The organism is Labrys methylaminiphilus subsp. lupini (assembly GCF_051161885.1).
In the GTDB taxonomy this organism is placed as follows: Bacteria; Pseudomonadota; Alphaproteobacteria; order Rhizobiales; family Labraceae; genus Labrys.
Genome location: NZ_JBMDIH010000001.1, coordinates 2956002 through 2979528, shown reverse-complemented (window position 1 = coordinate 2979528; position 23527 = coordinate 2956002). Strand labels below are relative to the sequence as shown.

21 protein-coding genes are annotated in these 23527 nt (G+C 63.2%); 10 read left to right on the top strand and 11 right to left on the bottom strand.

Annotated features, from left to right (window positions below; genetic code table 11):
- Positions 1–9 precede the first annotated feature (9 nt).
- The 4 genes from hutC to ACN6KF_RS13920 all read left to right on the top strand — a co-directional run bounded on the left by hutC (position 10) and on the right by ACN6KF_RS13920 (position 3577).
- The gene (gene hutC / locus ACN6KF_RS13935; protein WP_434957404.1) at positions 10–747 is read left to right on the top strand and encodes a histidine utilization repressor; all 738 of its coding nucleotides are present in this window, start codon (positions 10–12) and stop codon (positions 745–747) included.
- Positions 748–880: 133 nt separating this feature from the next.
- Positions 881–1669 (top strand): ABC transporter ATP-binding protein, encoded by a 789-nt coding sequence (locus tag ACN6KF_RS13930; RefSeq protein WP_434957403.1) that lies wholly within the window; start codon positions 881–883, stop codon positions 1667–1669.
- A gap of 72 nt (positions 1670–1741) precedes the next feature.
- A complete protein-coding gene (locus tag ACN6KF_RS13925; protein ID WP_434957402.1) occupies positions 1742–2512 on the top strand; it encodes an ABC transporter permease in 771 nt (256 codons plus the stop codon).
- Between the two features lie 33 nt (positions 2513–2545).
- Positions 2546–3577: an ABC transporter substrate-binding protein gene (locus ACN6KF_RS13920; protein ID WP_434957401.1), complete on the top strand. Its 1032-nt coding sequence runs from the start codon at positions 2546–2548 to the stop codon at positions 3575–3577.
- 116 nt (positions 3578–3693) lie between these two features.
- On the opposite strand, the gene ACN6KF_RS13915 is transcribed toward ACN6KF_RS13920, so the two are convergent.
- Entirely contained in the window at positions 3694–4878 is a 1185-nt protein-coding gene (locus ACN6KF_RS13915) for a mandelate racemase/muconate lactonizing enzyme family protein (RefSeq protein ID WP_434957400.1), read from the bottom strand.
- A gap of 320 nt (positions 4879–5198) precedes the next feature.
- Between ACN6KF_RS13915 and ACN6KF_RS13910 the strand changes: the two genes are divergently transcribed.
- The 5 genes from ACN6KF_RS13910 (at position 5199) to ACN6KF_RS13890 (ending at position 9496) form a co-directional block, all read left to right on the top strand.
- Positions 5199–5366 carry a DUF3311 domain-containing protein gene (locus ACN6KF_RS13910; protein WP_434957399.1) on the top strand — a complete coding sequence of 56 codons (168 nt, stop codon included), beginning with the start codon at positions 5199–5201 and terminating at the stop codon, positions 5364–5366.
- A complete protein-coding gene (gene mctP, locus ACN6KF_RS13905) occupies positions 5366–6910 on the top strand; it encodes a monocarboxylate uptake permease MctP (RefSeq protein ID WP_434957398.1) in 1545 nt (514 codons plus the stop codon). The genes ACN6KF_RS13910 and mctP overlap by 1 nt, the downstream gene beginning before the upstream one ends.
- 150 nt (positions 6911–7060) lie before the next feature.
- Positions 7061–8095 carry an L-glyceraldehyde 3-phosphate reductase gene (gene mgrA / locus ACN6KF_RS13900; RefSeq protein WP_434957397.1) on the top strand — a complete coding sequence of 345 codons (1035 nt, stop codon included), beginning with the start codon at positions 7061–7063 and terminating at the stop codon, positions 8093–8095.
- A gap of 364 nt (positions 8096–8459) precedes the next feature.
- The gene (locus ACN6KF_RS13895; protein WP_475422023.1) at positions 8460–9062 is read left to right on the top strand and encodes an outer membrane protein; all 603 of its coding nucleotides are present in this window, start codon (positions 8460–8462) and stop codon (positions 9060–9062) included.
- A 104-nt stretch (positions 9063–9166) separates the two neighbouring features.
- Positions 9167–9496 carry a YnfA family protein gene (locus tag ACN6KF_RS13890; protein WP_434957395.1) on the top strand — a complete coding sequence of 110 codons (330 nt, stop codon included), beginning with the start codon at positions 9167–9169 and terminating at the stop codon, positions 9494–9496.
- Between the two features lie 10 nt (positions 9497–9506).
- On the opposite strand, the gene nagA is transcribed toward ACN6KF_RS13890, so the two are convergent.
- Entirely contained in the window at positions 9507–10655 is a 1149-nt protein-coding gene (gene nagA / locus ACN6KF_RS13885; RefSeq protein WP_434957394.1) for an N-acetylglucosamine-6-phosphate deacetylase, read from the bottom strand.
- 2 nt (positions 10656–10657) lie between these two features.
- Positions 10658–11521, bottom strand: coding sequence for a glucosamine kinase nucleotide-binding domain-containing protein (locus ACN6KF_RS13880; RefSeq protein ID WP_434957393.1), 864 nt, complete (start codon positions 11519–11521; stop codon positions 10658–10660).
- 387 nt (positions 11522–11908) lie between these two features.
- Here ACN6KF_RS13880 and ACN6KF_RS13875 point away from each other — a divergent pair, with 387 nt between their 5' ends.
- Positions 11909–14422 carry a glycogen/starch/alpha-glucan phosphorylase gene (locus tag ACN6KF_RS13875; RefSeq protein WP_434957392.1) on the top strand — a complete coding sequence of 838 codons (2514 nt, stop codon included), beginning with the start codon at positions 11909–11911 and terminating at the stop codon, positions 14420–14422.
- Between the two features lie 92 nt (positions 14423–14514).
- Here the strand turns inward: ACN6KF_RS13875 and ACN6KF_RS13870 are convergent, their stop codons facing one another.
- The 8 genes from ACN6KF_RS13870 to ACN6KF_RS13835 all read right to left on the bottom strand — a co-directional run bounded on the left by ACN6KF_RS13870 (position 14515) and on the right by ACN6KF_RS13835 (position 23395).
- Positions 14515–16458 carry a beta-N-acetylhexosaminidase gene (locus ACN6KF_RS13870; RefSeq protein WP_434957391.1) on the bottom strand — a complete coding sequence of 648 codons (1944 nt, stop codon included), beginning with the start codon at positions 16456–16458 and terminating at the stop codon, positions 14515–14517.
- 23 nt (positions 16459–16481) lie between these two features.
- Positions 16482–16958, bottom strand: coding sequence for a GNAT family N-acetyltransferase (locus ACN6KF_RS13865; protein ID WP_434957390.1), 477 nt, complete (start codon positions 16956–16958; stop codon positions 16482–16484).
- Positions 16959–16970: 12 nt separating this feature from the next.
- Positions 16971–17918 (bottom strand): ABC transporter ATP-binding protein, encoded by a 948-nt coding sequence (locus ACN6KF_RS13860; RefSeq protein WP_434959675.1) that lies wholly within the window; start codon positions 17916–17918, stop codon positions 16971–16973.
- A 5-nt stretch (positions 17919–17923) separates the two neighbouring features.
- Positions 17924–18736 (bottom strand): ABC transporter ATP-binding protein, encoded by an 813-nt coding sequence (locus ACN6KF_RS13855; protein WP_434957389.1) that lies wholly within the window; start codon positions 18734–18736, stop codon positions 17924–17926.
- Positions 18733–19623: an ABC transporter permease gene (locus ACN6KF_RS13850; protein ID WP_434957388.1), complete on the bottom strand. Its 891-nt coding sequence runs from the start codon at positions 19621–19623 to the stop codon at positions 18733–18735. The genes ACN6KF_RS13855 and ACN6KF_RS13850 overlap by 4 nt, the downstream gene beginning before the upstream one ends.
- On the bottom strand, positions 19620–20603 hold the full coding sequence (locus ACN6KF_RS13845; protein WP_434957387.1) for an ABC transporter permease: 984 nt from the start codon (positions 20601–20603) through the stop codon (positions 19620–19622). Before ACN6KF_RS13845 ends, ACN6KF_RS13850 begins: the two co-directional genes overlap by 4 nt.
- A complete protein-coding gene (locus ACN6KF_RS13840) occupies positions 20603–22252 on the bottom strand; it encodes an ABC transporter substrate-binding protein (protein ID WP_434957386.1) in 1650 nt (549 codons plus the stop codon). The genes ACN6KF_RS13845 and ACN6KF_RS13840 overlap by 1 nt, the downstream gene beginning before the upstream one ends.
- Positions 22253–22348: 96 nt before the next feature.
- Positions 22349–23395: a LacI family DNA-binding transcriptional regulator gene (locus ACN6KF_RS13835; protein ID WP_434957385.1), complete on the bottom strand. Its 1047-nt coding sequence runs from the start codon at positions 23393–23395 to the stop codon at positions 22349–22351.
- Positions 23396–23527: the final 132 nt, after the last annotated feature.

Sequence of the window (23527 nt, the reverse complement as noted above, 5' to 3'; positions counted from 1 at the left end):
GAGCCTATCATGAACAACACCGCCTCCCTCGAGCTGGATGCCAAGGCGCAGACGTTGCATCAGCGCATCCTCGGCGATATCGAGCGTCGCATCGTTTCGGGCGAATGGCCGCCCGGCTATCGCATCCCGTTCGAGACCGAGCTGACCGAGATCTATGGCTGCTCGCGCATGACCGTGAATAAGGTGCTGACACAGCTTGCCGCCGCCGGGCTGATCGAGCGCCGGCGCAAGGCCGGCAGCTTCGTGGCGCAGCCGCGCAGCGAGGCAGCCGTGCTTGCCATTCACGGCATCGAGGCGGAGGTGACCGCGCTTGGGCTGCCCTATCGCTTCGAATTGATGCAACGTCGGCAACGACGGCCTACCCCGGGGGAGCGCCTGACATTCGCTCTGGAAAGTGCGCGGCCGTTGCTGGCGTTGACCTGCCGTCATTTTGCCGGCGACAGCCCTTTCTGCCTGGAGGAACGCCTGATCGATCTCGAGGCGGTGCCGCAGGCCGGTGAAACCGACTTTACCAAGGAGCCGCCCGGCGTGTGGCTTCTTGGCCATGTACCCTGGACGGTGGCCGAACATCACATCAAGGCAGCGGCGGCACGCGGGGAGGAAGCGGCCTTGCTGAAGCTGGAGCCTGGCAGCGCCTGCCTGGTGGTGGAGCGGCGCACCTGGCGCGGCGACCAGTTCGTCACGGCGGTTCGCTTCACCTACCCGGGCGATCGCCATCAATTGGTTGCGCGTTTCTCGCCATCCTGAGAATGGTGCTGCTGCTTCCGGCAAACCTGCTTCCGGGGACTGGCCGTTACTCGCCATCGGGGTATAGAGTTTGCGCAAAGCCGACTCGTAGGACCAATCCGGGAGGACCGCAGATGACAAGGGCCGAGGCCGCATGAGCGCAGCGCAAGCCGTTGCGCTGAAGGGCGTTTCGATTTCATTCGCGACCAGGGATTCCCGTTTCGATGCCGTGGATGCCGTTGACCTTGTGGTGGGCGATCACGAGTTCGTCGCCATCGTCGGGCCGACAGGCTGCGGCAAGTCCACGCTGCTCAATGCCACGGCCGGGCTGCTGACCCCGGTGGCCGGAACGGTCGAGGTCTTCGGCAAGCCGCTCAAGGGCTTGAACGGGCAGGCCGGCTATCTCTTCCAGCAGGAATCGCTGATGCCCTGGAAGACCGTCCTGCAGAATGTCGCCATTGGCCTGGAAGTTGCAGGCACGCCGTCTGAAAAGGCGAGGAAGGCGGCGCAGAGCTGGCTGGAGCGGGTCGGTCTCGCCCGTTTTGGCGATCGTTATCCGCGCATGCTGTCCGGCGGGCAGCGCAAGCGCGTCGGGCTGGCGCAGGTGCTCATCCGCAATCCCAAGCTGCTGCTCATGGACGAGCCCTTCGGGCCGCTCGATGCGCAGACCCGTCTGGTCATGGGCGATCTGCTCCTGAAGCTCTGGTCCGAAGACCGCAAGGCGGTGATGTTCGTTACCCACGACCTCGACGAGGCAATCGCACTGGCCGATCGCATCGTCATCATGTCGGCCGGCCCGAAGGCGCGCATCATCGGGGATTTCGCCGTGCCACTGCCCCGGCCTCGCGCCATCGCGGAAATTCGCCACGATCCCGCTTTCATCCGCCTGCATCGCGACATCTGGGATGCCCTGCGCGACGAGGTGATGAAGGCCTACAGCTAGTTCGCTGGCTTTTTCCATGTCTTCGATATCTTCACGACACCCTGATATCTTCACGACACCCTTGGGACTCCAATGAACAACAAGATCGTTTTGCTCGTCCTGCAGGTTCTTGTCGCGGTCATCGGCATCACTGTTTGGCACGTCGCCTCGACGACCTCGCTGTTCGGTTCGCCCAAGACGGTGGCGTTCTTCTTCGCCGATCCGCTCAGCGTCTGGAACAGGATCGTGGAATGGTTCACCGACGGCTCCATCTGGTATCATTTGTGGGTCACCCTGGCTGAATCGGCGTTGGCCTTCCTGTTCGGTGGGTTGGGCGGCGTGGTTCTCGGCTTCTGGTTCGCGCGCCAGCCCGTGGTCGCCGCCATTTTCGACCCTTATGTCAAGGCCGCCAATGCGCTGCCCCGGGTGGTGCTGGCGCCGATCTTCGCTTTGTGGTTCGGCCTCGGCATCTGGTCGAAAGTGGCCCTCGGCTTCACCCTCGTGTTCTTCATCGTCTTCTTCAACGTCTATCAGGGCGTCAAGGAAGTGAGCCCGGCCGTACTCTCCAATGCCCGCATGCTCGGCATGAACGAGCGCCAGTTGCTACGCCACGTCTATCTGCCTTCGGCGATGTCCTGGGTGTTCTCCAGCCTGCATACCTCTGTCGGTTTTGCCGTGGTCGGCGCGGTGGTGGGCGAATATCTCGGCTCGTCGGCGGGCCTGGGCTATCTCATCCAGCAGGCCGAGGGCGTGTTCGATGTCACCGGCGTCTTCGCCGGCATGTTCGTCCTGATGGCCTTCGTTCTGATCGTCGACTGGCTGATGACGGCGGTGGAGCGCCGCCTTCTGGTCTGGCGCGGCTAAATGATATTGGAAATCGAATTGGGAGGAAAAAACATGAAACGCAGAACTTTCCTGATCGGCGCTGGCGGCATGGTGTTCGGTGCCTCGCTCGGCGGAGCGCTGCCGGCCTTCGCCGAGGATGCCAAGCCGGAGAAGCCCGATCTGACCATCGGCGTCGGCGGCAAGCCATTGCTCTATTATCTGCCGCTGACGGTGGCCGAGCAGAAGGGCTTCTTCAAGGAGGAGGGGCTCAGCGTCACCATCAACGATTTCGCCGGTGGTTCCAAATCCCTGCAGGCGCTGGTCGGTGGCTCGGTGGACGTGGTGACGGGTGCTTACGAGCACACCATCCGCATGCAGAACAAGGGGCAGGATATCATCGCGGTCTGCGACCTCGGCCGCTTCCCTGGCATCGTGATCGCGGTGCGCAAGAGCCTGGCCGGCGAGATCAAGACCATTGCCGATCTCAAGGGCCGCAAGATCGGAGTTACCGCGCCGGGGTCCTCTACGGCTCTCCTGCTGCAATATGCCTTGCACAAGAACGGGCTGACCTCGGCCGATGTCGCGCAGATCGGCATCGGCGGCGGAGCCAGCGCCGTCGCTGCCATCAAGAATGGCGGCATTGACGGGCTGTCGCATCTCGATCCGGTGATCAGCCAGCTGCAGCACGACGATGACATCGCCATCGTGCTCGACACGCGCACGGAGGAGGGCACCAAGGCCCTGTTCGGCGGCACCAATCCGGCGGCAACCGTCTATCTGAAGCAGTCTTTCGCGCAGGAGAACCCCGTGACCACACAGCGCGTGGTCAACGCCATGATGAAGGCTCTGAAATGGCTCGGCCAGGCCAAACCGGAGGACGTTGCCGATATCGTGCCGAAGGAATATCTGCTGGGCAATCGCGACCTCTATATGCAGGCGTTCCAGAACTCGCGGCAGATGTATTCGCCGGACGGCATGGTCACCAAGGACGGCTATGAGTCGATGATGAATGCGCTCAAGGCCCTCGACCCTGAACTCGCCAATGCCAGCGTTCCCTACGAAAAGACCTTCGATCCGAGCTTCGTCAAGGCGGCCAAGATCTGACGTTTGGGACGTGACGGATAGGGCGTGTCAGCCCCCTGGCTGACATCTGGAAACGAAACGCTCGCCGGCAAGCGTTGTGTCAGCCAGGAGGCTGACACTGCGCCGCAACTGCAGGGCTAGCTCAGCGGCAGGCGACGGAACACGCCGGGGCGATCCGGGTCGTGATATTTGTTGTAGGGACCATCATGGAGGAAGAGTTGATGCAAATGCCTCAGTTTGTCCTGTGACAGCGTCACGCCGAGGCCCGGCCCCTCCGGTACCGGCACGACATTGTTCTTGGGACGAAACGGACCTTCCTCGATGACGTCGAGCGGCTGCATGCGGAACAGCGACTGGTTGGGTTCGCGGATATGCGGCATGGCCGCGCACAGATGCAGATAGGCGGCGCTCGCCACCCCTGAATCGCCGGAATAGCACCAGAAATCGAGGCCGAGCTGCTCGCAGGCGCCGACGAAGCGCATGGTGCGGGCAATGCCGCCATGGGTCGCGATATCGGTGACCACGGCATCGGGCACACCTAGATGTGCCGCCTGGCGCAAGTCGAGGCTGTGGACCGAGAAGGGAATCGATGTGTGCTGGCGCAGGGCCTTGAGGTCATAGAGCGAGCCGCACGGATCCTCCCAGTTGCGGATGTTGAGCGGCTCGAGTTCCCGCGCGATCTGGCGCGCCGAGGTCAGCGAATGAGCCATGTTGCCATCGATGCGCAGCATGGCGCCAGGCCCGAGCGCCTCGCGCAGCAATTCCATCATGCGTACGCTGGGGCCGATGTCGGCAGTGTAGAACTTGCCCTCGAAAAAAGTGGTGCCATGCGCTTCCCTGAGGCCAAGACAATAGTCCACGACCGCTTCCGGCGTGGTCTCTCCGCCATCGGGCCCGGCCTTCTCGCGGAAGGAGAAATAATCGGTGACCGGGATGTCCTTGCGCACCGCACCGCCGAGCAGCGCATAGAGAGGCAGGTTCCAAAGCTTGCCGCGCAGGTCCCATAGCGCCATCTCGATGCCGCCGAAGGCGCGAATGAGATTGTAGTCGATATTGTTGGAAACGCCCTGCCAACTCGGCAGCGAGATCAATTCGGCCCCGGCGATGTCGAGGGGATCGCGCCCGACGAGGCGGGGGCCGAGGCTCAGATTGATGATCGCCGCATGTGCGTAAGATGGTGCTTCGCCGATGCCGGTGAAGCCTTCATCGGTCTCGACCTCGACGATGGCTTTGGAAAAGCCGGCCAGCGAGCCGTAGGACCACAGATAGGGCGCCTCCAGCGGTATGTTGACGGGGGTGGCCCGGACCGCGGTGATCTTCATCCTGCACTCCTATTTTGTATAGGCATAAGTCGGCGTGAGGAATTTGGGAAGGCTGAGGATACAAGGGCGGCCTTCGGCCTGCGCCCGGGACTCCGATCGCCGGCCGCGTCTTCGACAGCCTTGACGGTCCATCCCGAATGGTGCCGGCTTTGCCCTCGCAACCCCGCACGGGCAGGCGCCCCAAAATCCCCTCTGGACTCAGTCTTTCTCCAAGGGAATAAAAAGCTGCCAGAAGAGTTTATAGCAGGCTGGATTCGGCTTTGGCCGCATCCGCAGCGGCAATCTTGATGGAAGATTGTCGCAATACCGGGGGAAATGCCATGAAATATCTGCTTCTGCTGGTACCTTGCGTACTGGCATTGCTGACACCGCTCTATAACAGCATCGATCCCGTGCTGTTCGGAGTGCCCTTCTTCTATTTCTACCTCCTCGTCCTGGTGCCGATTTCGTCGCTGTTCGTCTATCTCGCCTGGAAGGTTGAACGCTGATGCTGGACAATCTCAATTGGACGGCGGCGATGGTGTTCGTCTTCTTCTTCGCTGTCGTGACCGTGGTTGGCTTCGTGGCGGCACGCTGGAAGGCGGGGGATCTCGATCAGTTGCACGAATGGGGCCTCGGCGGCCGGCGCTTCGGTGCCTGGATCACCTGGTTCCTGCTGGGTGGCGATCTCTATACGGCCTACACCGTCATCGCCGTGCCGGGCTTGATGTACGCGCTCGGCGCCTATGGCTTCTTCGCCGTACCCTACACCATTCTGATCTATCCGCTGATCTTCCTGATCATGCCGCGGCTGTGGAACGCCACGCACAAGCATGGCTATCTCACCGGCGCCGATTTCATCGCCGGGCGCTACGGCAATCGCTGGCTGGAACTGGCGGTAGCCTTCACCGGTATCCTCGCGACCATGCCTTATATCGCCCTTCAGCTCGTCGGCATGGAGAAGGTGATCCAGGCCCTCGGCTTTTCGGCAACGGGCATGGCCTCGCACCTTCCCCTGACGATCGCTTTCATCATCCTGGCGCTCTACACCTATAAGAGCGGGTTGCGTGCGCCGGCGATGATCGCCTTCGTCAAGGACATCATGATCTATATCTTCGTGATCGCCGCGGTCATCATCATTCCCTATCAACTCGGCGGTTTCGGCGTGATCTTCGATAAGGCGAAGCTCGTCTATGACGCCAAGGCGGCCGCTCTTGCGGCGGCTGGCAAGCCTGTCAATGTTGGCCTCACCCTGCCAACCTCGCAGATCTGGCCCTTCATCACGCTGTCGATCGGCTCGGCCATGGCGCTGTTCATGTATCCGCACGCCCTTACGGGCACGCTGTCAGCCACAGGACCGAACGCCATCCGTCGCAATGCGGTGTCGCTGCCGGCCTATTCGCTGGTGCTCGGCCTCATCGCGCTTCTGGGCGTGATGGCAGTCGCCGCCGACATCAAGACCGACGATGCCCAGGCGGCGATCCCGCTGCTGGTCAACAAAATGTTCCCCGATTGGTTCGCCGGCTTCTGCTTTGCGGCTATCGCCATCGGCGCCCTGGTGCCGGCGGCGGTGATGTCGATCGGGGCTGCCAATACCTTCACGCGCAATGTCTGGAAGCCCTTCATCGAGCCGGATATGTCGTCGCAGAAGGAATCCTACCTTGCCAAGCTGATGAGCCTGATCGTCAAGGTCGGCGCCCTGGTGGTGATCGTGTTCCTGCCGACCAAATTCGCCATCGATCTGCAATTGCTCGGCGGCGTTTGGATGATCCAGATCTTCCCCGCCTTGGTGGCAGGCCTTTATACGCGCTGGTTCAACGGCTGGGCCTTGCTGATCGGCTGGGCGGTGGGCATGCTGGCCGGCAGCTATATGGCCTGGGGCCCAACCTCCGTGGTCTCGACCTACACCCTGTTCGGCACCTCCTTCTATATCGGTGTGATCGCCGTGGTGCTGAATTTCGTCGTCTCCGTGGTGCTGACCATGGTGCTGGGCTCCTCGGCGCAAGACGAGACGACGGCGGCGGACTATGAGGACGCCGTCACCACGCCCTGACATAGTTCGCAATCGAGGCGGGAGAGGCCGGCGGTGACGCCGGCCTTTTCATGTCCGGCGGGTGTATGGTGGTTGAACAATTGGCCCGGGCCGGGCAGTTTGTCTGATGAATGATTGCGGATTCGCTTTTCCTCAGTATTGGAGCCACCTATGACTTATGTCGCGGATGAGGCGCGTTACGACGCCATGCAATATCGCCGGTCCGGCCGCTCGGGCCTGCAGCTTCCGGCTCTTTCGCTGGGCCTGTGGCATAATTTCGGTGGCGACATCCCTTTCGAGAATGCCAGGGCGCTCTGCCGCAGGGCCTTCGACCTCGGCATTACCCATTTCGACCTAGCCAATAATTACGGGCCGCCGCCCGGCTCGGCCGAAGAGACCTTCGGGCGCATCCTCAGGACGGACTTCGCCCATCATCGCGACGAACTGGTGATCTCCACCAAGGCCGGCTATCGCATGTGGCCCGGCCCCTATGGCGAGTGGGGCAGCCGCAAATATCTGCTCTCCAGCCTGGACGCCAGCCTCAAGCGGATGGGTATCGAGACGGTCGACATCTTCTATTCCCACCGCTTCGATCCGAACACGCCTCTGGAAGAGACGATGACCGCGCTGCATGACGCGGTGCGCCAGGGCAAGGCCCATTATGCCGGTATCTCGTCCTATAGTGCCGAGAGGACCAGGGAGGCGGCTGCGATCCTGCGCCGTCTGGGCACGCCGCTGCTTATCCATCAGCCGAGTTATTCGATGCTCAATCGCTGGGTCGAGAAGGACAGCCTGCTCGACCAGCTCGAAGCGGACGGCGCTGGCTGCATCGCCTTCACGCCGCTGGCGCAGGGCTTGCTCACCAACAAATATCTCAGCGCGACCGGCATTCCCGCCGACAGCCGCGCTGCGGCCGGCAAGTCGCTCTCGCCCGATCAACTCACCGAGACGAATCTGACCAGGCTGCGGGCCCTCGATACGATAGCTCGTCGCCGCGGCCAGACCCTGGCCCAGATGGCGATCGCCTGGGTCCTCAGGGATGGCCGCATGACCTCGGCGCTGATCGGGGCCAGCCGCCTGGGGCAGATCGAGGACTGCGTCGGCGCCTTGAAGAATCTCGCTTTCTCCGCCGAGGAGCTGGCGGAGATCGACCACTATGCCGAGGAAGGCAACGTCAATCTCTGGGCGGCATCGAGCAAGAGCTGATCCCCGACCTGGCGACGATCGACCTGCAACGGGCCACTTTGTGGCCCGTTATGTTGCGATGGTTTACCAAGGAAATACGAATTTGCTTCCCTAATGTCCCGAGCGGGGTATTCGCGGTCAGAAAATAAAGCAATAATCCTGTTTTCGTCAGTCAATAGTATATCGATGATTAGTGTTCTATTGCTTTCAGAGATGGCAATTATCTGAGAATATGGACAATATGTAGAAATTGTGGCAGTGATTTCTTGCCGATCAACGTCGTGATAAGGTGGGGATCATGAAGAAAATCGTTTTAGCGGCACTCTTTCTTGCGCCAATGCCGGCACTTTCAGCAGACCTTGCGCCGGCGCCTGTGGAACCTATTGTGCCTGTGACGCCCTTTAGCTGGACCGGCTTTTATGTCGGTGCCCATATCGGCTATGGTTGGGGACGGGAAAAGGACGATTTGAGCAGGTCGACGCCCGTGCCGGCCGATAACTTCAACGTCAATGGTGTGCTCGGCGGCCTGCACGCCGGCTACAACGAACAATTCTCCAACAATATCGTCGTCGGTCTGGAAGGCGACATCGACCTCAGCAGTATCAAGGGCAGCCATACGGTCATCGACGCCCAGAACGGCAACAGCCGGCTGCATATGACCAATCGCTGGCAGGGATCGGTCCGCGCGCGTCTGGGCTATGCCTTCGACCGTATTCTCGTCTATGCCACCGGCGGCGTCGCCTTCGGCGATATCCGTGAACGCTGGAACCTCTTCGATGGTGACGTCGTGGGTTCCTCCACCAAGACCAAGGTGGGCTGGACCGCCGGCGCCGGTGTCGAATATGCCTTTACCGACAACTGGATCGGACGCGTCGAGGTCCGCTACACCGATTTCGGCAAGTCGCGCTTCCGCGTAGCGCCCGACACCCGCTTCAAGGCCGGCTTTCATGAGACCGTTGCCATGGTCGGCGTCAGCTACAAATTCTGAGTCGTCTGAGCAGGGGCGAGACAGCCCCCGCGTCGCCCTTTCGCTACCTTCCGCCTCCGGTACCAGCCCGCTAAGCTGACGCCGATGGGAGACGGACGGCCTGCATGAAATCGATTCTGTTCTATGTCCTGGCGGCGGCCGGCGAGATTGCCGGCTGCTACGCCTTCTGGGGCTGGCTGCGCCTCGGCAAACCGGCCTGGTGGCTGGTGCCTGGCGTGGCAGCCCTCATTGCCTTCGCCCTTCTGCTCTCGCGGGTCGAAACCGATGCGGCCGGGCGGGCCTATGCCGCCTATGGCGGGATCTATATCGCCGCCTCGCTGCTCTGGCTGTGGGGCGTCGAAGGGATCAGGCCCGATCACTGGGATCTGATCGGAGGGGTTCTGTGCCTGGCCGGCATGGCCGTCATCCTGTTCGCACCACATCGCATCGCCTGAAGCGGCCGCTTCACCCGGCCAGTTGGCGACCTCCCACCCACACGCCGCGCGCGGTCAGATGCTCGTCGAGATGCACGATGTCGGCACGATAGCGCGGAGCCAGCCGTCCCCGGCGGCTGTCGAGACGGAGGAACTGGGCGGGATAGAGGCTGGCCATGCGCAGGGCCTCCCCGAGATCGACGCCAAGATGGCCGACGCTGTAGCGCAGCGCCGCGTCCATGGTGAGGTCGGAGCCGGCCAGCGTGCCGTCTTCCAGCGTCAGGGCGCCGTTGCGCCGCGTCACCTTGCGTCCGTTGAGATAGAAGACGTCGTTGGCATCGCCAGCAGTGGGCATGGCGTCGGTGACGAGGAAGAGCCGTCCCGGCGCCTTTTTCGCGCGCAAGGCGAGCGAGAGCGAGCCTGGATGCACATGGAGACCGTCGGCGATGATGCCGACCCACAGCCCGCCATGGTCGAGCGCGGCCCCGGTGACGCCGGGGTGACGACCCTGCAAGGGCGACATCGCATTGAAGAGATGGGTGATGCCGGTGGCGCCGGCATCCGCCGCCGCCATCACTGCCTCATAGCTGGTATCGGTATGGCCGAGGCTGACGATCACGCCCCCATCCGCCAAGCGCCGGATCAGGTGAAGCGGCGCATTCTCCGGCGCCACGGTGAGCAGGATGGTCTCGATGCCGCTGCCGAGAATGAGCTCGACATCGGCTTCCGTCAGCGGCCGGATCAGGGCCGGGTCATGGGCGCCCTTGCGCGGCACCGAAAGGAAGGGCCCTTCCAGATGAATGCCGGCCATGCCCGGCACCCCATCGGCGATCGCCTGGCGGGCGGCGGTGATGGCGCTCTTCATTCCATCGGCCGTGTCGGTGATGTAGGTCGGCAGCAGGGCGGTGCTGCCATGGCGCCGATGAGCTGCGACCATGCCCGCAAGCGTCGCCACGTCGGGTGACTGGTTGAACAGGAAGCCGCCGCCGCCATTGACCTGGGCGTCGACGAAACCGGGTGCCAGCAGCCCGGAGGGCAGGGTGGTCACGGCGGCATGGGAAGGAATGTCGAACCGCGGCACCAGGCCGACGATCACATCGGCCTCCACCAGGACGGCGTGGCCCTCGATGAAGGTTTCGCCGTTGAACAGGCGGGGGGCGGTGAGAGCGTTTAGAGACATCGTCAGCGGCCCCTTTTCGCCAGGGTCAGGGCTCCGGCCAGGGCATCTCCCTTGGGCGGAACCAGGATCTCATCATAGCGCACCGGCAGATAGGGCCGATAGGGTTCGGCGAGCCCTCCCATCAGGGCGATCCTGGGGGCGCCAAGGTCTTTCAGGCGGTCGAGCATGGCGACGATGGCGCCGGTGGCTCCGGCAATCAGACGGTCCGCCACCACATCCCCCCCGGCGGCCTCGAACACCAGGGGAGCGAAGCGGCCATAATCCCTCGGCGTTGCGGTCCTGGCCCAGATCACCGCCTCGTTCGGATCGTCGTGGAAATGCGCCAGCAGGCGGCGGGTCAGATCGCTCATGGGGCCGAGCAGGTCGACGCTGAGCAGGGCGGCCCTGAGTGCGGCCCGTCCGAGCACGGCGCCGGAGGCGTCGTCGCCAAGGGCGAACCCCCAGCCACCGACCGAGGTCTCCCTGCCTCCCACCAGGGCGAGGCCCTGCGAACCCGTGCCGAGAATGAAGATGCCGCCATCCTGGCCGGCATGGGCACCGAGGCAGGCCGTGACCGCGTCCGAGGTGACGGTGAGGGCGCCATAACCGAAGGGAAAGGCAGCGATACTGTCGGCAAGGGCGGGAATATTGCCGCCGGAAAGACCGAGGCCGGCCCGGATCCGGGTCTTGGCTCCGGGGTCCAATCCGGCAGCGGCAAGTGCGGCATCGCCGGCTGCGGCGATGGCCGGGCCTGCAATATCGGTGCCGAGAGTCAGGTTGGAGGAGCCCGACAGGCCTTCGCCGATCAGCTTGCCGCTCTCGTCATAGAGGCGGGCGCGTGTATTGGTGCCACCGCCGTCGACCGCGAGATAATAGATAGCCGTCATGCCTGTCTCCCAAGGCAAGGCGCCTGAACGCTGCTTGCCCTAACTCCTTGTTCCGACGCGTCTTTGCGATTCTTGACGATCCCGCGAAATCGCATGGCCCCATGGCCGTGGCATATCATCATCGCCCGCGGAATTCAGCTAGGATTCCGCCGCAGGCGCATACTCTCCACGGTCGTGAGCAACAGCATAGGGCCGCTTTGTGCAGGCGACGCACAAGGTGGACGAGCCATGCAGAACAGACATATGAGGTGATCATGGCAGCGTATCCGGCCATAATCACAAGATATCAGTGTTTTTGCCTACATCTTATGCAAAAGGGGCACTCGTAACCAGGCGGCACTTGGGTTAAGGAGCACCGTCCTGGGATCAACGATCGAGAAGTGACACATGACTTCAACGTTGCACGACAAGCTCTATTCGGCCGAAGCGGCGATGGCTGTCGGTGATGAGGCGGCCAAGCTGCCCGAGGCGACCGGCGAGGCGCGGGCCTTCCGTGACCTGATCCTCGCCAAGCTGACCTATGCCGTCGGCAAGGACCCGATCGTGGCGCGCGACCATGACTGGCTGCGGGCCGTGAGCCTGGCGTTGCGCGACCACATCGTCGACCGCTGGATGGCGACGACGCGCGGCGTCTACCGCATGGGCGGCAAGCGTGTCTATTATCTCTCGCTCGAATTCCTGATCGGCCGCCTGCTCAAGGATGGCCTCAACAATCTCGGCCTCGTCGCCACGGCGCGCGAGGCTCTGGCTTCCGTCGGCGTCGATCTCGACATGATCGCCGAGATGGAGCCCGATGCCGCCCTCGGGAATGGCGGCCTCGGCCGCCTCGCCGCCTGCTTCATGGAGAGCATGGCCACCGTCGGCATTGCCGCCTATGGCTACGGCATCCGCTATGAGAACGGCCTTTTCCGCCAGAACATCGTCGATGGCTGGCAGACGGAATCGCCCGAGAACTGGCTGCAGAACGGCAATCCCTGGGAATTCCCGCGCCGTGAAGTCGCCTATGAAGTGGGCTTCGGCGGTGCCGTCGAAGCGACGGACGGCTGGGATGGCTCGGCCGTGCATAGCTGGAAGCCGGCAGAAACCGTGCTCGCCGTCGCCCATGACACGCCGGCCGTCGGCTGGCGCGGCAACCGCGTCAACACGCTGCGCCTGTGGTCGGCCCGCTCGCTCGATCCGATCTCGCTCGACGCCTTCAATGCCGGCGACCATATCGGCGCCCTGAATGACCGCACCAAGGCGGAATCGATCTCGCGCGTGCTCTATCCGGCCAATTCCACGCCGGCCGGCCAGGAATTGCGCCTGCGCCAGGAGTATTTCTTCACCGCCTCGTCGCTGCAGGACATCGTCCGCCGCCACCTGCAGCAGCATCGCGACATCAAGACCCTGCCTTCCAAGGCGGCCGTCCAGCTCAACGACACTCATCCGGCCATCGCCGTGGCCGAGCTGATGCGTATCCTGATCGACATTCACGGGCTGAACTGGGCCGACGCCTTCGCCATCACCCGCGAGACGATCTCCTACACCAACCATACGCTGCTGCCTGAGGCGCTGGAAACCTGGCCTGTGCCGCTGATCGAGCGCCTGCTGCCGCGGCACATGCAGATCATCTACGCCATCAATGCCCGCGTGCTGACCGAGGCGCGCGAGAGCGGCGCCTCCGATGCCATGATCGCCACCGTCTCGATCATCGACGAGAGCCATGGCCGGCGCGTTCGCATGGGCAATCTGGCCTTCGTCGGCTCGCACAAGGTCAATGGCGTGTCGGCCCTGCATTCGGAGCTGATGAAGGAGACGGTGTTCCGAGACCTCAACACGCTGTTCCCCGGGCGCATCACCAACAAGACCAACGGCATCACGCCGCGGCGCTGGCTGATGACCGCCAATCCGGGGCTGACCACGCTGCTGCGCGAGACCATCGGCGATGGCTATCTCGACGATGCCGAAAAGCTGGTGGCGCTGGAACCCTACGCCACGGATGCCTCCTTCCAGGAGGCCTTCGCGGCCGTCAAGCATGCCAACAAGGCGCGCCTGGCCAAGGTGCTTCAGCAGACGGTGGGCCTGCGTGTCGATCCTTCCGCGATGTTCGACGTCCAGATCAAGCGCATCCACGAATATAAGCGGCAGCTTCTCAACATCCTCGAGACCATCGCGCTCTACAATGCCATCCGCGCCCATCCCGAGCGCGACTGGGCGCCGCGCGTGAAGATTTTTGCCGGTAAAGCGGCGGCGAGCTACACGGCGGCCAAATATGTGATCAAGCTGATCAACGACGTCGCCAAGGTGGTGAACTCGGATCCGGCCGTGCGCAACCTGCTCAAGGTCGTGTTCATGCCGAACTACAATGTCAGCCTCGCCGAGGTGATCATTCCGGCCGCGGACCTGTCCGAGCAGATCTCGACCGCGGGCCTGGAAGCCTCGGGCACCGGCAACATGAAGTTCGGCCTCAACGGCGCGCTCACCATCGGCACGCTCGACGGCGCCAATGTCGAGATGAAGGAGCATGTCGGCGACGACAACATCTTCATTTTCGGCCTGAAGGCACATGAGGTCGAGGAGAAGAAGCGCCAGGGCCGCAATCCGGCCGACGCCATCGCGGCCTCGCAGGCCTTGGCCGAGGTGCTCGATGCGGTGGAAAGCGGCGTGTTCTCGCCGACCGACCGCGAACGCCATCGCGGCACGGTGCAGTCGCTGCGCTCCAGCGACTGGTTCTTCGTCACCGACGATTTCGACGCCTATGCCGCCGCGCAGCGCAATGTCGATACGCTGTGGGCCAACAAATCGGCCTGGCGCGAGAAGTCGATCCTCAACGTCGCACGCATGGGCTGGTTCTCCTCGGACCGCACCATCCGCGAATATGCCGACGAGATCTGGGGCGTGCAGACGACGCCGGTGGAGTAGACGCTGCTATTCCGGCAATCTCGATAAGATTTGCGTCCCGCGAGGCATGAAACACAGCTTCGCGGGATTTTGTTTGTCTGGAGACCAGTGTCTCAGGCCTTGATCCCATAGAGCAGTGGCATCAAGCCGACCATGGCCCTGAAGCGGTCCCAGGATTTTTTGGGCGGGGCCGTCCATCCGGTTTCCGCCAGGGCCGAAATGCGGGGAAAGATCAGGCGGTCGAACACGCCGCGGTCGGTCATCGGTTCGGACCAGATGCAGGTCTGCACGCCCAGGAAATGTTGCCTCTGGATATCCGACCAGCCTTCCACCGGATCGAAACGGTAGATCTTTTCGGCGTCGGACCAGCCGGCCCAGCCGGCGCCCGGCTCTGACCAGGCCGGACTGTTGGCCATGTCCAGATAGTAGACCTGTCCGGGGCAGACGACGATGTCATAGCCTTCGGACGCCAGCCTGGCGCTGATCTCTACCGTGTGCCAGCCATTCAGGTAGCAATTGGCCTTGTCGATGCCGCCGCCATGCGCCGCCTCTTCCCAGGCGCCCGTGATGCGGCCCCTGGCGGTGAGCGAGGCCTGGACGCGCTGCAGGAAGTGGGCCTGCAATTCGGCCGTGCTGCCGCCGCCCAAAGTCTTGAGATGCGCCATGGCCTGAGGAGAGCCTTCCCAGGCACCCGCCGGGACCTCGTCTGCGCCGACATGGATGGTGCGGGAGGGAAAGAGTTCGAGCAATTCGTCCAGGAGCTTCTCCACGAAGGCATAGGTCTCCTCACGGGCGGGATTCAGGCAGTTGTTCGGAAAGCCCTGGATGGAGAAATATTCGCCCTGTTCATCTGGATCGCGCAGCGAGGGCAGGGATTGCAGCACCGAGTAGCAATGGCCCGGCATGTCAATCTCCGGCACGACGTCGATGCCGAGGCGCGTTGCGAGATCAACGATCTGCCGGATCGCTGTCTTGGTATAGTAGCCGCCCGTAGGTGCCGCTCCGGAGCCGAGCAGCGGGGGGATGGCCAGGCCATGGCCGCGCCAGGCGCCGGTGGCGACCAGTTCCGGATAGGCCTCGATCTCCACGCGCCAGGCCTCGTCGTCGGACAGGTGCCAGTGGAAGCGGTTCAGCTTGTTCCAGGCGAGAACGCGCAGGAATTGCGCGATCTCGGCCGAGCCGTAGAACTGGCGGGCGACGTCGAGATGGGTGCCGCGCCAGCGAGCCCAGGGTTCGTCCCGGATCTCGCCCTCCAGAGGGAACAGGAAGGTCTGCGGATGCAGGCGAGCGCCGCGCAGTATCTGTCCAAGCGTGATCAGGCCGTAGAGGAAGCCGGCGCGGCTTGCGGCCGTGAGCGTTACGCCCTCTTCGGCGAAAAATATCCGGTAGGCTTCGGCTGCCACGCCGTCCTGATGCTGCAGGGTAACGGCAAGTCCGCCTTCGGCCTCGGGCCGGACGATGCCTTCCACCGGGAACAGGCTGGTCGTCAGCTCACCAAAGGCGGCGATGGCCTGGCCGGCCTCACCGGAGCCGGCCTGGGGGGCAAGCCCCAATGGCACACCGCGCCGGCCGGTGACTGAAACTTCGTTCGGCCAGGGAACGATGGAGATGGCCACGGGCGCGATATCCGGCACGGGATAGACGTCCGCGCCCCGCTTGGGCGAGGCGTTGTCGCCGCTGGACCGGCTGGGCATGACCGCGACCGGCAGATTGGTTCCGTCGTCGAAAACGACATAGGCGGTGTTGGTTCCATCGGTCCAATGCCGCAGCGGATAGCTGAGGCCCCGGGCGGTGACGGTCCAGGCCGTGTTCGGATGCAGGACGAATCCTTCGGGTGGCGCGAACTCGGCATAGTTCGACAGGCGGGTTCGAAGCGAGCCGCCTTCGATCGTGGCGGCAGGGTCGATGCGTCCCGGCCCGCTGATGCAGAGCCGGAATCCCGATATGGCCCTGTCGGACGTATTGGTCAGGGTCAGGGCATAAGCGAGCTGCCGATCCTCGCTGGATGGCGTCCAATGAGTTTCGAGGCGGAGAAGATTGCGCACGGATATCGTCATGAAAGTCTCTCGAAGGGCAAAGATCAACTGGAAGCTTTGAGGAGGCCGGCGAAGATGCCGGGCGTGGAGTCGGCGATCGGTGTCGCGCCGACCGTGCGGGCATAGAATTCCACCGGCCCAACATCGCCGATGGCGGCATAGGCATAGCCCTGTGCACGCATGTCATTGAGGCAGGCGAGGAGCAGGGCATGGCCAATGCCGCGGCCGCGTTCGGCCTCGTCCACGCCGGTGGGGCCGAAGAACCCCCGGGCGGTGGCGTCGTAGCAGGCGAAACCGAGCAATTGTCCCTGCCTGACCGCAATGAAGCATGAGACCGGCTGGCGGCAGAGAGCCACGGTCGCCTCGCTGGCCCAGCCGGCGGTGAAATGCCGGCGGATCCACTCCGTTATTGCGGCAAGCTCCGGGGGGAGGGCACGCCGGAGCGTGATGCCCGCGTCGTCGAGGCGGGTGTCCAACGCCTTGTTCGGCACGAGGTCGTAGAGTTTGACGAGAAGGTCCATGCAAAGTCCTGTTCAGTCTGAAGCGTTCTGTTCTGGAGATCCGGCTATCCGGACGAAATGGTTCGGGCCTGCCTGCTCGATCGTGTTCGAGGCGGGGCGCGAAATGCGGCGAATGTCTTCGGCTCGGCTGAGAAAGGCGCTGCTTTGGCCCGGGATGAACGGGCGGTTCGGATCGGGAACCGCGGAGAGCAGCAGCTTGGTGTAGGGGTGGCGCGGATTGGTGATCACCGCCAGGGCATCACCCCATTCCACCATCTGCCCGGCGAACATCACGACGATCTCCTCGGCGACATGGGCGGCCGTGGCGATGTCATGGGTGATGTAGAGCACAGCCAGATTGCGCTCCCGCTTGATGCCGGCCAGCAGGTCGAGGATGCCCTGCCGGATCGAGACGTCGAGCATCGAGGTAGGCTCGTCCGCCAGCAGGACCTGTGGGCGAACCGCAATGGCGCGGGCGATGTTGACCCGCTGGCGCTGCCCGCCGGAGAGCTGATGCGGGAATTTGCCGATCGTCACCTCGGGATCGAGGCCGACGCTTTCCAAAAGCTGCTTCACGCCTGCCTGGCCTTCGGCGCGTCCCCGGGCATGGCCATGCAGCAGCAGGGGCCGGATGAGGTGATGACCGATGGAAAAGACCGGGTTGAGCGAGGCGAAGGGATCCTGGAACACCATCTGCACCGCGCGCCGATAGGCTTTCTCTTCCTTGCGACTGCCGGGTTGCGTAACGTTGCGGTCGTGGAAGTGCAGGGCTCCCCCGGTCGGCCGGTCCATGCGGGCGATGATGCGGGCGCAGGTGGTCTTGCCGCAGCCGGACTCGCCGACCAGGGCCAGTGCCTTGCCGGGGACAAGCGACAGGGTGATGCCGCGCAGGGCCTGCACGGCCCCGAAGGAGCGCGCGATGTTCTCCAGCCGGATGATCGGGGCAGTTGCCGGCTGCAAACGGGTCGGGGAAGCCAGCATGTTCATCAAAGGCTCCCCTCGAGATGGCGGGCCACCGGCAGGGCCGGGATGGCGCTCCACAATTTGCGGGTATAGTCGTGCCTGGGGGCCATGCTGATCTGGCTGGTATCGCCGACCTCCACGAGTTCGCCCTTCAGCATCACGCCGATGCGGTGGCAGATCTGCGCCATCAGATGCAGGTCATGGGTGATGAAGAGCACCGAAAAGCCCTGGCTTTGCTGCAAATCCACCATTTGTTCCAGGATTTCCCGCTGCACCACGACGTCGAGCGCGGTGGTCGGCTCGTCCATGATGATCAGTTCGGGCTGCAGGGCGAGGCAGATCGCGATGACGATGCGCTGACGCATGCCGCCGCTGAACTGGTGCGGATAATGGCCCAGGCGATCGACGGGAATGCCGACCAGGCGAAACATGTCCTCCGCCCTGGCGCGCGACTGTTCCCGCGAATAGCCCTTGTGAAGCCGCAGCACGTCGTGGAACTGCGCCTTCACACGCAAGAGCGGGTTGAGGGAGTTCATGGCGCTCTGGAAGACCATGCCGATCTTGCGCCAGCGGATGCGTCTGAGCTCGTCCTCCGGCAAGGTCAGGATGTCCTGGCCGTTCAGCAGGATGCGGCCGCCCGTGGTCAGGGCCGGGGGCTTGGCCAGGCGGGTGATGGCATAGGCGATCGTGCTCTTGCCGCAGCCTGATTCGCCGGCAAGCCCGAAGAGTTCGCCGCGCCGGATCTGGAAGGAGACTTGCCTGACCGCATGGAAGGCTCCCTTGTCGAGCAGATAGTCGACGCTCAGATTCTGGATGTCGAGAAGTACCTCGCTCATGATCGGCTCCTCGACAGGCGTTTGCGCCGGTTGCTGAGCTGCAGCCAGCGGGTCAGGGCGGGGCCCGATCGCAATTGCGGATTGGCGATCTCGTCGAAGGTGAAGTTGAGCAGCGACAGGCCGAATCCGACCAGCATGATGCCGATGCAGGGCGTGGCGATGTCCCACCAGGCGCCAACGATGATGGCAGAGGAGTTCTGCGCATTGTAGAGCATGGTGCCCCAGCTGACGTTCAGCGGGTCGCCGAAGCCGAGATATTCAAGCGTGGTCTGGGCGACGATGGCGTAGATGACGCTGCCGACGAAATTGAGGGCCAGCAACGGCAGAAGGTTGGGCAGGATCTCGACGAAGACGATGCGCCAGCTCGGTTCGCCGATCATGCGCGCGGCAACCACGAATTCACGGTTGCGCAGCGCCAGCATCTGGGAGCGCGTCATGCGAGCGCCCCACGGCCAGGACGTCAGGGCGATGATGCTCATGATGGCTACGGGGCCGACCTTGCCGGCGAAGGAGGCGAGCAGGATCAGGAGCGGTATGTTGGGTATGACCAGCACCGCATTGGTGAGGAGGTCGAGGGCGTTGTCGGTACGTCCACCGGCATAGCCGCCGATCAGGCCGAGCAGCGTACCCAGCGCCGTGATGGCAAGGCCTGTGGCAAACCCCACCGTCAGGGAGGAGCGCGCGCCCCAGACAAACTGGCTGAAGACGTCCCGCCCCATCTTGGTGGTGCCGAGCACGTGTTCGGCGCTGGGCGGCTGGTGAGGGCGGCCGACACGGGCCGCCGGATCGTTGGGGGCCAGAACCGGCGCCAGGAGGGCCATCAGGCACAACAGCACCACGATGACGAGGCCGAAGACGGCTTTCTTCTGTTTCAGGACGGCCGTCATGCCCGGGCCTCCTCGATGCGCGGATCGATCGCGCCGTAGATGAGGTCGACCAGGAGATTGGCGCCGAGCGTCGCCAGCGTCATCAGCAGGAGCTGACCCTGGATGACTGGATAGTCGCGCGCCACGCTGGCCGTGTAGAGCGTCAGGCCCAGGCCCGGATAGTTGAAGACGATCTCGGTGACGATGGAGCCACCGAAGACCGCGCCCAGGATCAGCGCGAGGTTGGTGAGCACGGGCAGCAGGGCGTTGCGGGCGGCATAATTGAACATCACCGCCATTTCCCTCAGACCCTTGGCCCGTCCCATGGTGACGTAATCCTCCCCCAGAACCGAGATCATGCTGGTGCGCATGGTGGTCAGGAATTCGCCGATGAGCGCAGGGGAAAGGGCGAGCACCGGCATGGCCGCATGGAGGAGGACGCTGCCGATGAAGCTGAGAGAGAAGGACGGATCGAGGGACGGATCATAGGCATAACCCACCGGCAGCCAGCGCAGGGACACGCCGAAGACGAACAGGATCGACAGGCAGATCACCACCGGCGGTACCGATTTCATCACGATGGCCAGCGGCGAGACGATGGTGTCGAAGCGCCCGCCGCGCCGCCAGGCCGCCAGTGCACCGAGCAGGACGCCGACGATGAGCGAGAAGGTGATGGCACCCAAGACCAGGAAGGCGGTCCAGCCGGCGGAGCGGGCAAGGACTTCGGTGACGGTCTGGGGATAATATTTGACCGATACCCCCAGATCGAACGTAGCCAGGCCTTTGATATAGTCGATGAACTGATGCCAATAGGATTGATCCACGGCGCCGAAGCGGGCGCGGATGGCGTCGACGGCCGCGGGCGTGGCGCGCGGGCCGAGCTGGGCGATCATCCCGTCGACCGGGCTGCCGGGCATCAGCCGCGGCAGCAGGAAGTTGACCAGGATGGCGAAGACGAAAGCGGTGCCATAGACCGCCAGCCGGCGGGATGAGAGCCGCATCAGTTGGCGTTCGCCACCGGCTGCAGGCGCAGCAGATGCATGAGCCTGATGCGGTTGTCATCATGGTTCTCGGGGTTCATCGCAGGATCATCCTTGGTTACCCAGCCGGTGAAACGCTTCGAGCTGTACTGATACCAGGTCGGGCCGTTGAACAGCGGCACCATGGGGAAGTTGTCGGCGATGTGGAGCTGGATCTTGTCGAAGATTGCCCTGAAATCCGCTTCCTTGGAGGCGCGCTTATAGTCCTCGAACAGTTTGTCGAGCTCGGTATTGGTATAGCGCGAGGCGGCGAAGGACGACCGGCCGACATAGGGGGTGGCAAGGGTCTGGTAATAGGCACGGAACGGTGTCGGGCCATCGGGCCGGGACTGGAATACCGTATCGTAATTGCCTTCGACGATCTGCTTGTTCCACTGCTCGTATTCGGGCGTGGCCACCGAGGCGTTGATGCCGGCTTTGCGCAGGCCCTCCACGCCGATCTGCACCGCGTCGATCCAGTCCGTCCAGCCATTCGGCACGGCGACGGTGAAGGCGATCGGCTCGCCCTTCGGGGTCTTGCGGAAGCCATCCGATCCCTTCGCGTAGCCGGCTTCATCGAGGAGCTTGCCGGCCTTGTCGATGTCATAGGCCATCCAGGCGTCCTGGCCCTGCTGGGCCTGTGGATTGGCCCAATTGTCGAAATGCAGCGGCAGGCCGGTGGCGTGGGGATTGACCTTCGGATAGCCGAAGCCGGCGATATCGACCATCGATTTGCGGTCCATCAGCAGGCTGACGGCCTGGCGGAACTTGATGTCGTCGAAGGCCGCCTTGTTGCCTGGATTGGTGGTCTTGAGGTTCATCTCGAAGGAAACGGTATTGGCCGAGGGCTGCCAGTAGCCATTATGCTTGGGATCGAGCGAGACATAGGTCTTGTCGATTTCCGGCAGGAACGAGCCGAACCAGTCGATGTTTCCCTCCGGCAAGGTCGCGAGCATCTGGTCGTTGCCGCTGATCTGCGGCAGCTTCAGGCAATCCACCTTCAGATGTCCGGCATCCCAGTAATTGGGATTGCGGCATTGCTCGTAGACCTGCGGGGTGAAGCGGCGGATTTCGGTCATCGGGCCGGAGCCGACGGGGTTCTCGTTCTTGTAGGCGAAGGGATCGCCCACATCCTTCCAGACATGCTCGGGCACGACTGTGAAATCGGCGAGAGACTCGGGAAACTGGGAATCGATGTCCTTGAGATTGACCTTGACCTGGTTGGGCGCCGGCAGCTCCACCGACTGTACCGCGGCGCCGACTCCGACGATGTCGATGGAAGGGTTCTTCATCATCAGGTCGAAGGTGAATTTGACGTCCTTGCCGGTCAACGGCTGCCCGTCCGACCATTTGACGCCGTCGCGGATGGTGTAGGTGACGGACTTCAGGTCATCGGAGAATTTGTAGCCGGTGGCCAGGCGATAGATCGGCTTGCCATTGTCATAGGCGTTGAAGATGACCAGGGGCTCGTAGATGAAGTCGAGCGTGCTCTGCCGGCGCCCGGCTGCGTCGAACGGGTTGAAATTGCGCACCCAGCTGGTCTGCTCCTCGATATGCATGGTGAGCAATGCCTCCGCCGAGGCACTGCCGATGATGCTGCTCGCACATAAAGCAATCAGGATGCGTCTCATGTTCCACCTCTGTTATGGGATCGATCCCACATTTATTTATGGTCATTGACAGAACTCATCCCGGCCGGCGCTCGGCACAGACCGGGATGAGCTTTCCTACACTCTTGCTGCCTCCGCGGCGTGGTCCGTCTGATGTCTTGCCGAAGGATGGACGACGCTTTCCCTGACGATCAGTTCGGCGGGAATGACGACGTCATCCGGAACGAAGTTCCTGTCGGCAATCATGCCGAGCAGGAGTCTTGCAGCCGTCTGACCGGCTATGTCCGTCGGCTGGCGTATGGTCGTCAGCGACGGGGTGAGATGCCTCGCGTGGAAATTGTCGTCGAAGCCGAGGAGGGAGATCTGTTCCGGCGCCTTGACGCCATGGTGCCGCAGTGCCAGCAGGACGCCGGCGCCAATATCGTCGTCGCCGGCAAAGATGGCGCTGACCTTCCGGCCCGACGCCAGCAGCCGTTCCGTCGCTTCGTAGCCGAAGCGTTCCTTGTAATCGCCGGCTTCCAGATAGATGTCGCCCCGGCTCATGCCGACTTCCGCCAGGGCGGTGTCGATGCCGCGCAGACGCTCGCGCGTGTCGAAATAGGTGGGCGTGCCGGCGAAATAGGCGATGTCGCGGTGACCCATGGTCAGCAGGTAGCGCATGCCATCGAGAGCGCCATTGTAGTTGTCGATGCCCACTCTCGCCCAGGCGAGCGAGGTCGGCTCTCCGCCGATCGCCACGATTGGAATATCGGCCTTGGCCACCACGTCCTTGACCTCGTCGCTCACGGCATTTTCGAGATAGAGGATCAGGCCGTCGCAGGAACGGTCGATCAATTCCAGGATCGCCCGCGATTCCTCATGCGCCTGGGCATAACCGCTGGCGAGCAGGATCGACTTGTCGGCAGCCCGGCATACGCTCTGCATGCCACCGACCATCTGGGCGTAGAAGGGGCTGGCGACGTTGACGACGACCGCGCCGATGATTTCCGAGCGATTGGAGCGCAGCCCCCGCGCCATGGTGTTGGGCCGGTAGCCCAGTTCCGCGATGGCCGCTTCCACCGCCTGCCGGGCATTGTCCGAGACATAACCATTGCCGGCGATGATCCGCGATACCGTCGATCGCGAAACACCGGCGCGCCTGGATACGTCTCTGATCGTGGCCACGAAGGCTCCGCAGCTTCATTGTGGGATCGATCCCATATCTAGAACGCATGTTCGCGACGATGTCAAATCTCCCTATGGATTATCGGCTGGTCCTTCCTGAGGCAGCCGCGCCGGCGGTTGTACGAAGTCCGC

What these genes read in the sequence shown, in the direction of transcription:
- hutC (WP_434957404.1), top strand. Translation starts at nt 10, where the DNA reads ATGAACAACACCGCCTCCCTCGAGCTGGATGCCAAGGCGCAGACGTTG.
- ACN6KF_RS13930 (WP_434957403.1), top strand. Translation starts at nt 881, where the DNA reads ATGAGCGCAGCGCAAGCCGTTGCGCTGAAGGGCGTTTCGATTTCATTC.
- ACN6KF_RS13925 (WP_434957402.1), top strand. Translation starts at nt 1,742, where the DNA reads ATGAACAACAAGATCGTTTTGCTCGTCCTGCAGGTTCTTGTCGCGGTC.
- ACN6KF_RS13920 (WP_434957401.1), top strand. Translation starts at nt 2,546, where the DNA reads ATGAAACGCAGAACTTTCCTGATCGGCGCTGGCGGCATGGTGTTCGGT.
- ACN6KF_RS13915 (WP_434957400.1), bottom strand. Translation starts at nt 4,878, where the DNA reads ATGAAGATCACCGCGGTCCGGGCCACCCCCGTCAACATACCGCTGGAG.
- ACN6KF_RS13910 (WP_434957399.1), top strand. Translation starts at nt 5,199, where the DNA reads ATGAAATATCTGCTTCTGCTGGTACCTTGCGTACTGGCATTGCTGACA.
- mctP (WP_434957398.1), top strand. Translation starts at nt 5,366, where the DNA reads ATGCTGGACAATCTCAATTGGACGGCGGCGATGGTGTTCGTCTTCTTC.
- mgrA (WP_434957397.1), top strand. Translation starts at nt 7,061, where the DNA reads ATGACTTATGTCGCGGATGAGGCGCGTTACGACGCCATGCAATATCGC.
- ACN6KF_RS13890 (WP_434957395.1), top strand. Translation starts at nt 9,167, where the DNA reads ATGAAATCGATTCTGTTCTATGTCCTGGCGGCGGCCGGCGAGATTGCC.
- nagA (WP_434957394.1), bottom strand. Translation starts at nt 10,655, where the DNA reads ATGTCTCTAAACGCTCTCACCGCCCCCCGCCTGTTCAACGGCGAAACC.
- ACN6KF_RS13880 (WP_434957393.1), bottom strand. Translation starts at nt 11,521, where the DNA reads ATGACGGCTATCTATTATCTCGCGGTCGACGGCGGTGGCACCAATACA.
- ACN6KF_RS13875 (WP_434957392.1), top strand. Translation starts at nt 11,909, where the DNA reads ATGACTTCAACGTTGCACGACAAGCTCTATTCGGCCGAAGCGGCGATG.
- ACN6KF_RS13870 (WP_434957391.1), bottom strand. Translation starts at nt 16,458, where the DNA reads ATGACGATATCCGTGCGCAATCTTCTCCGCCTCGAAACTCATTGGACG.
- ACN6KF_RS13865 (WP_434957390.1), bottom strand. Translation starts at nt 16,958, where the DNA reads ATGGACCTTCTCGTCAAACTCTACGACCTCGTGCCGAACAAGGCGTTG.
- ACN6KF_RS13860 (WP_434959675.1), bottom strand. Translation starts at nt 17,918, where the DNA reads ATGCTGGCTTCCCCGACCCGTTTGCAGCCGGCAACTGCCCCGATCATC.
- ACN6KF_RS13855 (WP_434957389.1), bottom strand. Translation starts at nt 18,736, where the DNA reads ATGAGCGAGGTACTTCTCGACATCCAGAATCTGAGCGTCGACTATCTG.
- ACN6KF_RS13850 (WP_434957388.1), bottom strand. Translation starts at nt 19,623, where the DNA reads ATGACGGCCGTCCTGAAACAGAAGAAAGCCGTCTTCGGCCTCGTCATC.
- ACN6KF_RS13845 (WP_434957387.1), bottom strand. Translation starts at nt 20,603, where the DNA reads ATGCGGCTCTCATCCCGCCGGCTGGCGGTCTATGGCACCGCTTTCGTC.
- ACN6KF_RS13840 (WP_434957386.1), bottom strand. Translation starts at nt 22,252, where the DNA reads ATGAGACGCATCCTGATTGCTTTATGTGCGAGCAGCATCATCGGCAGT.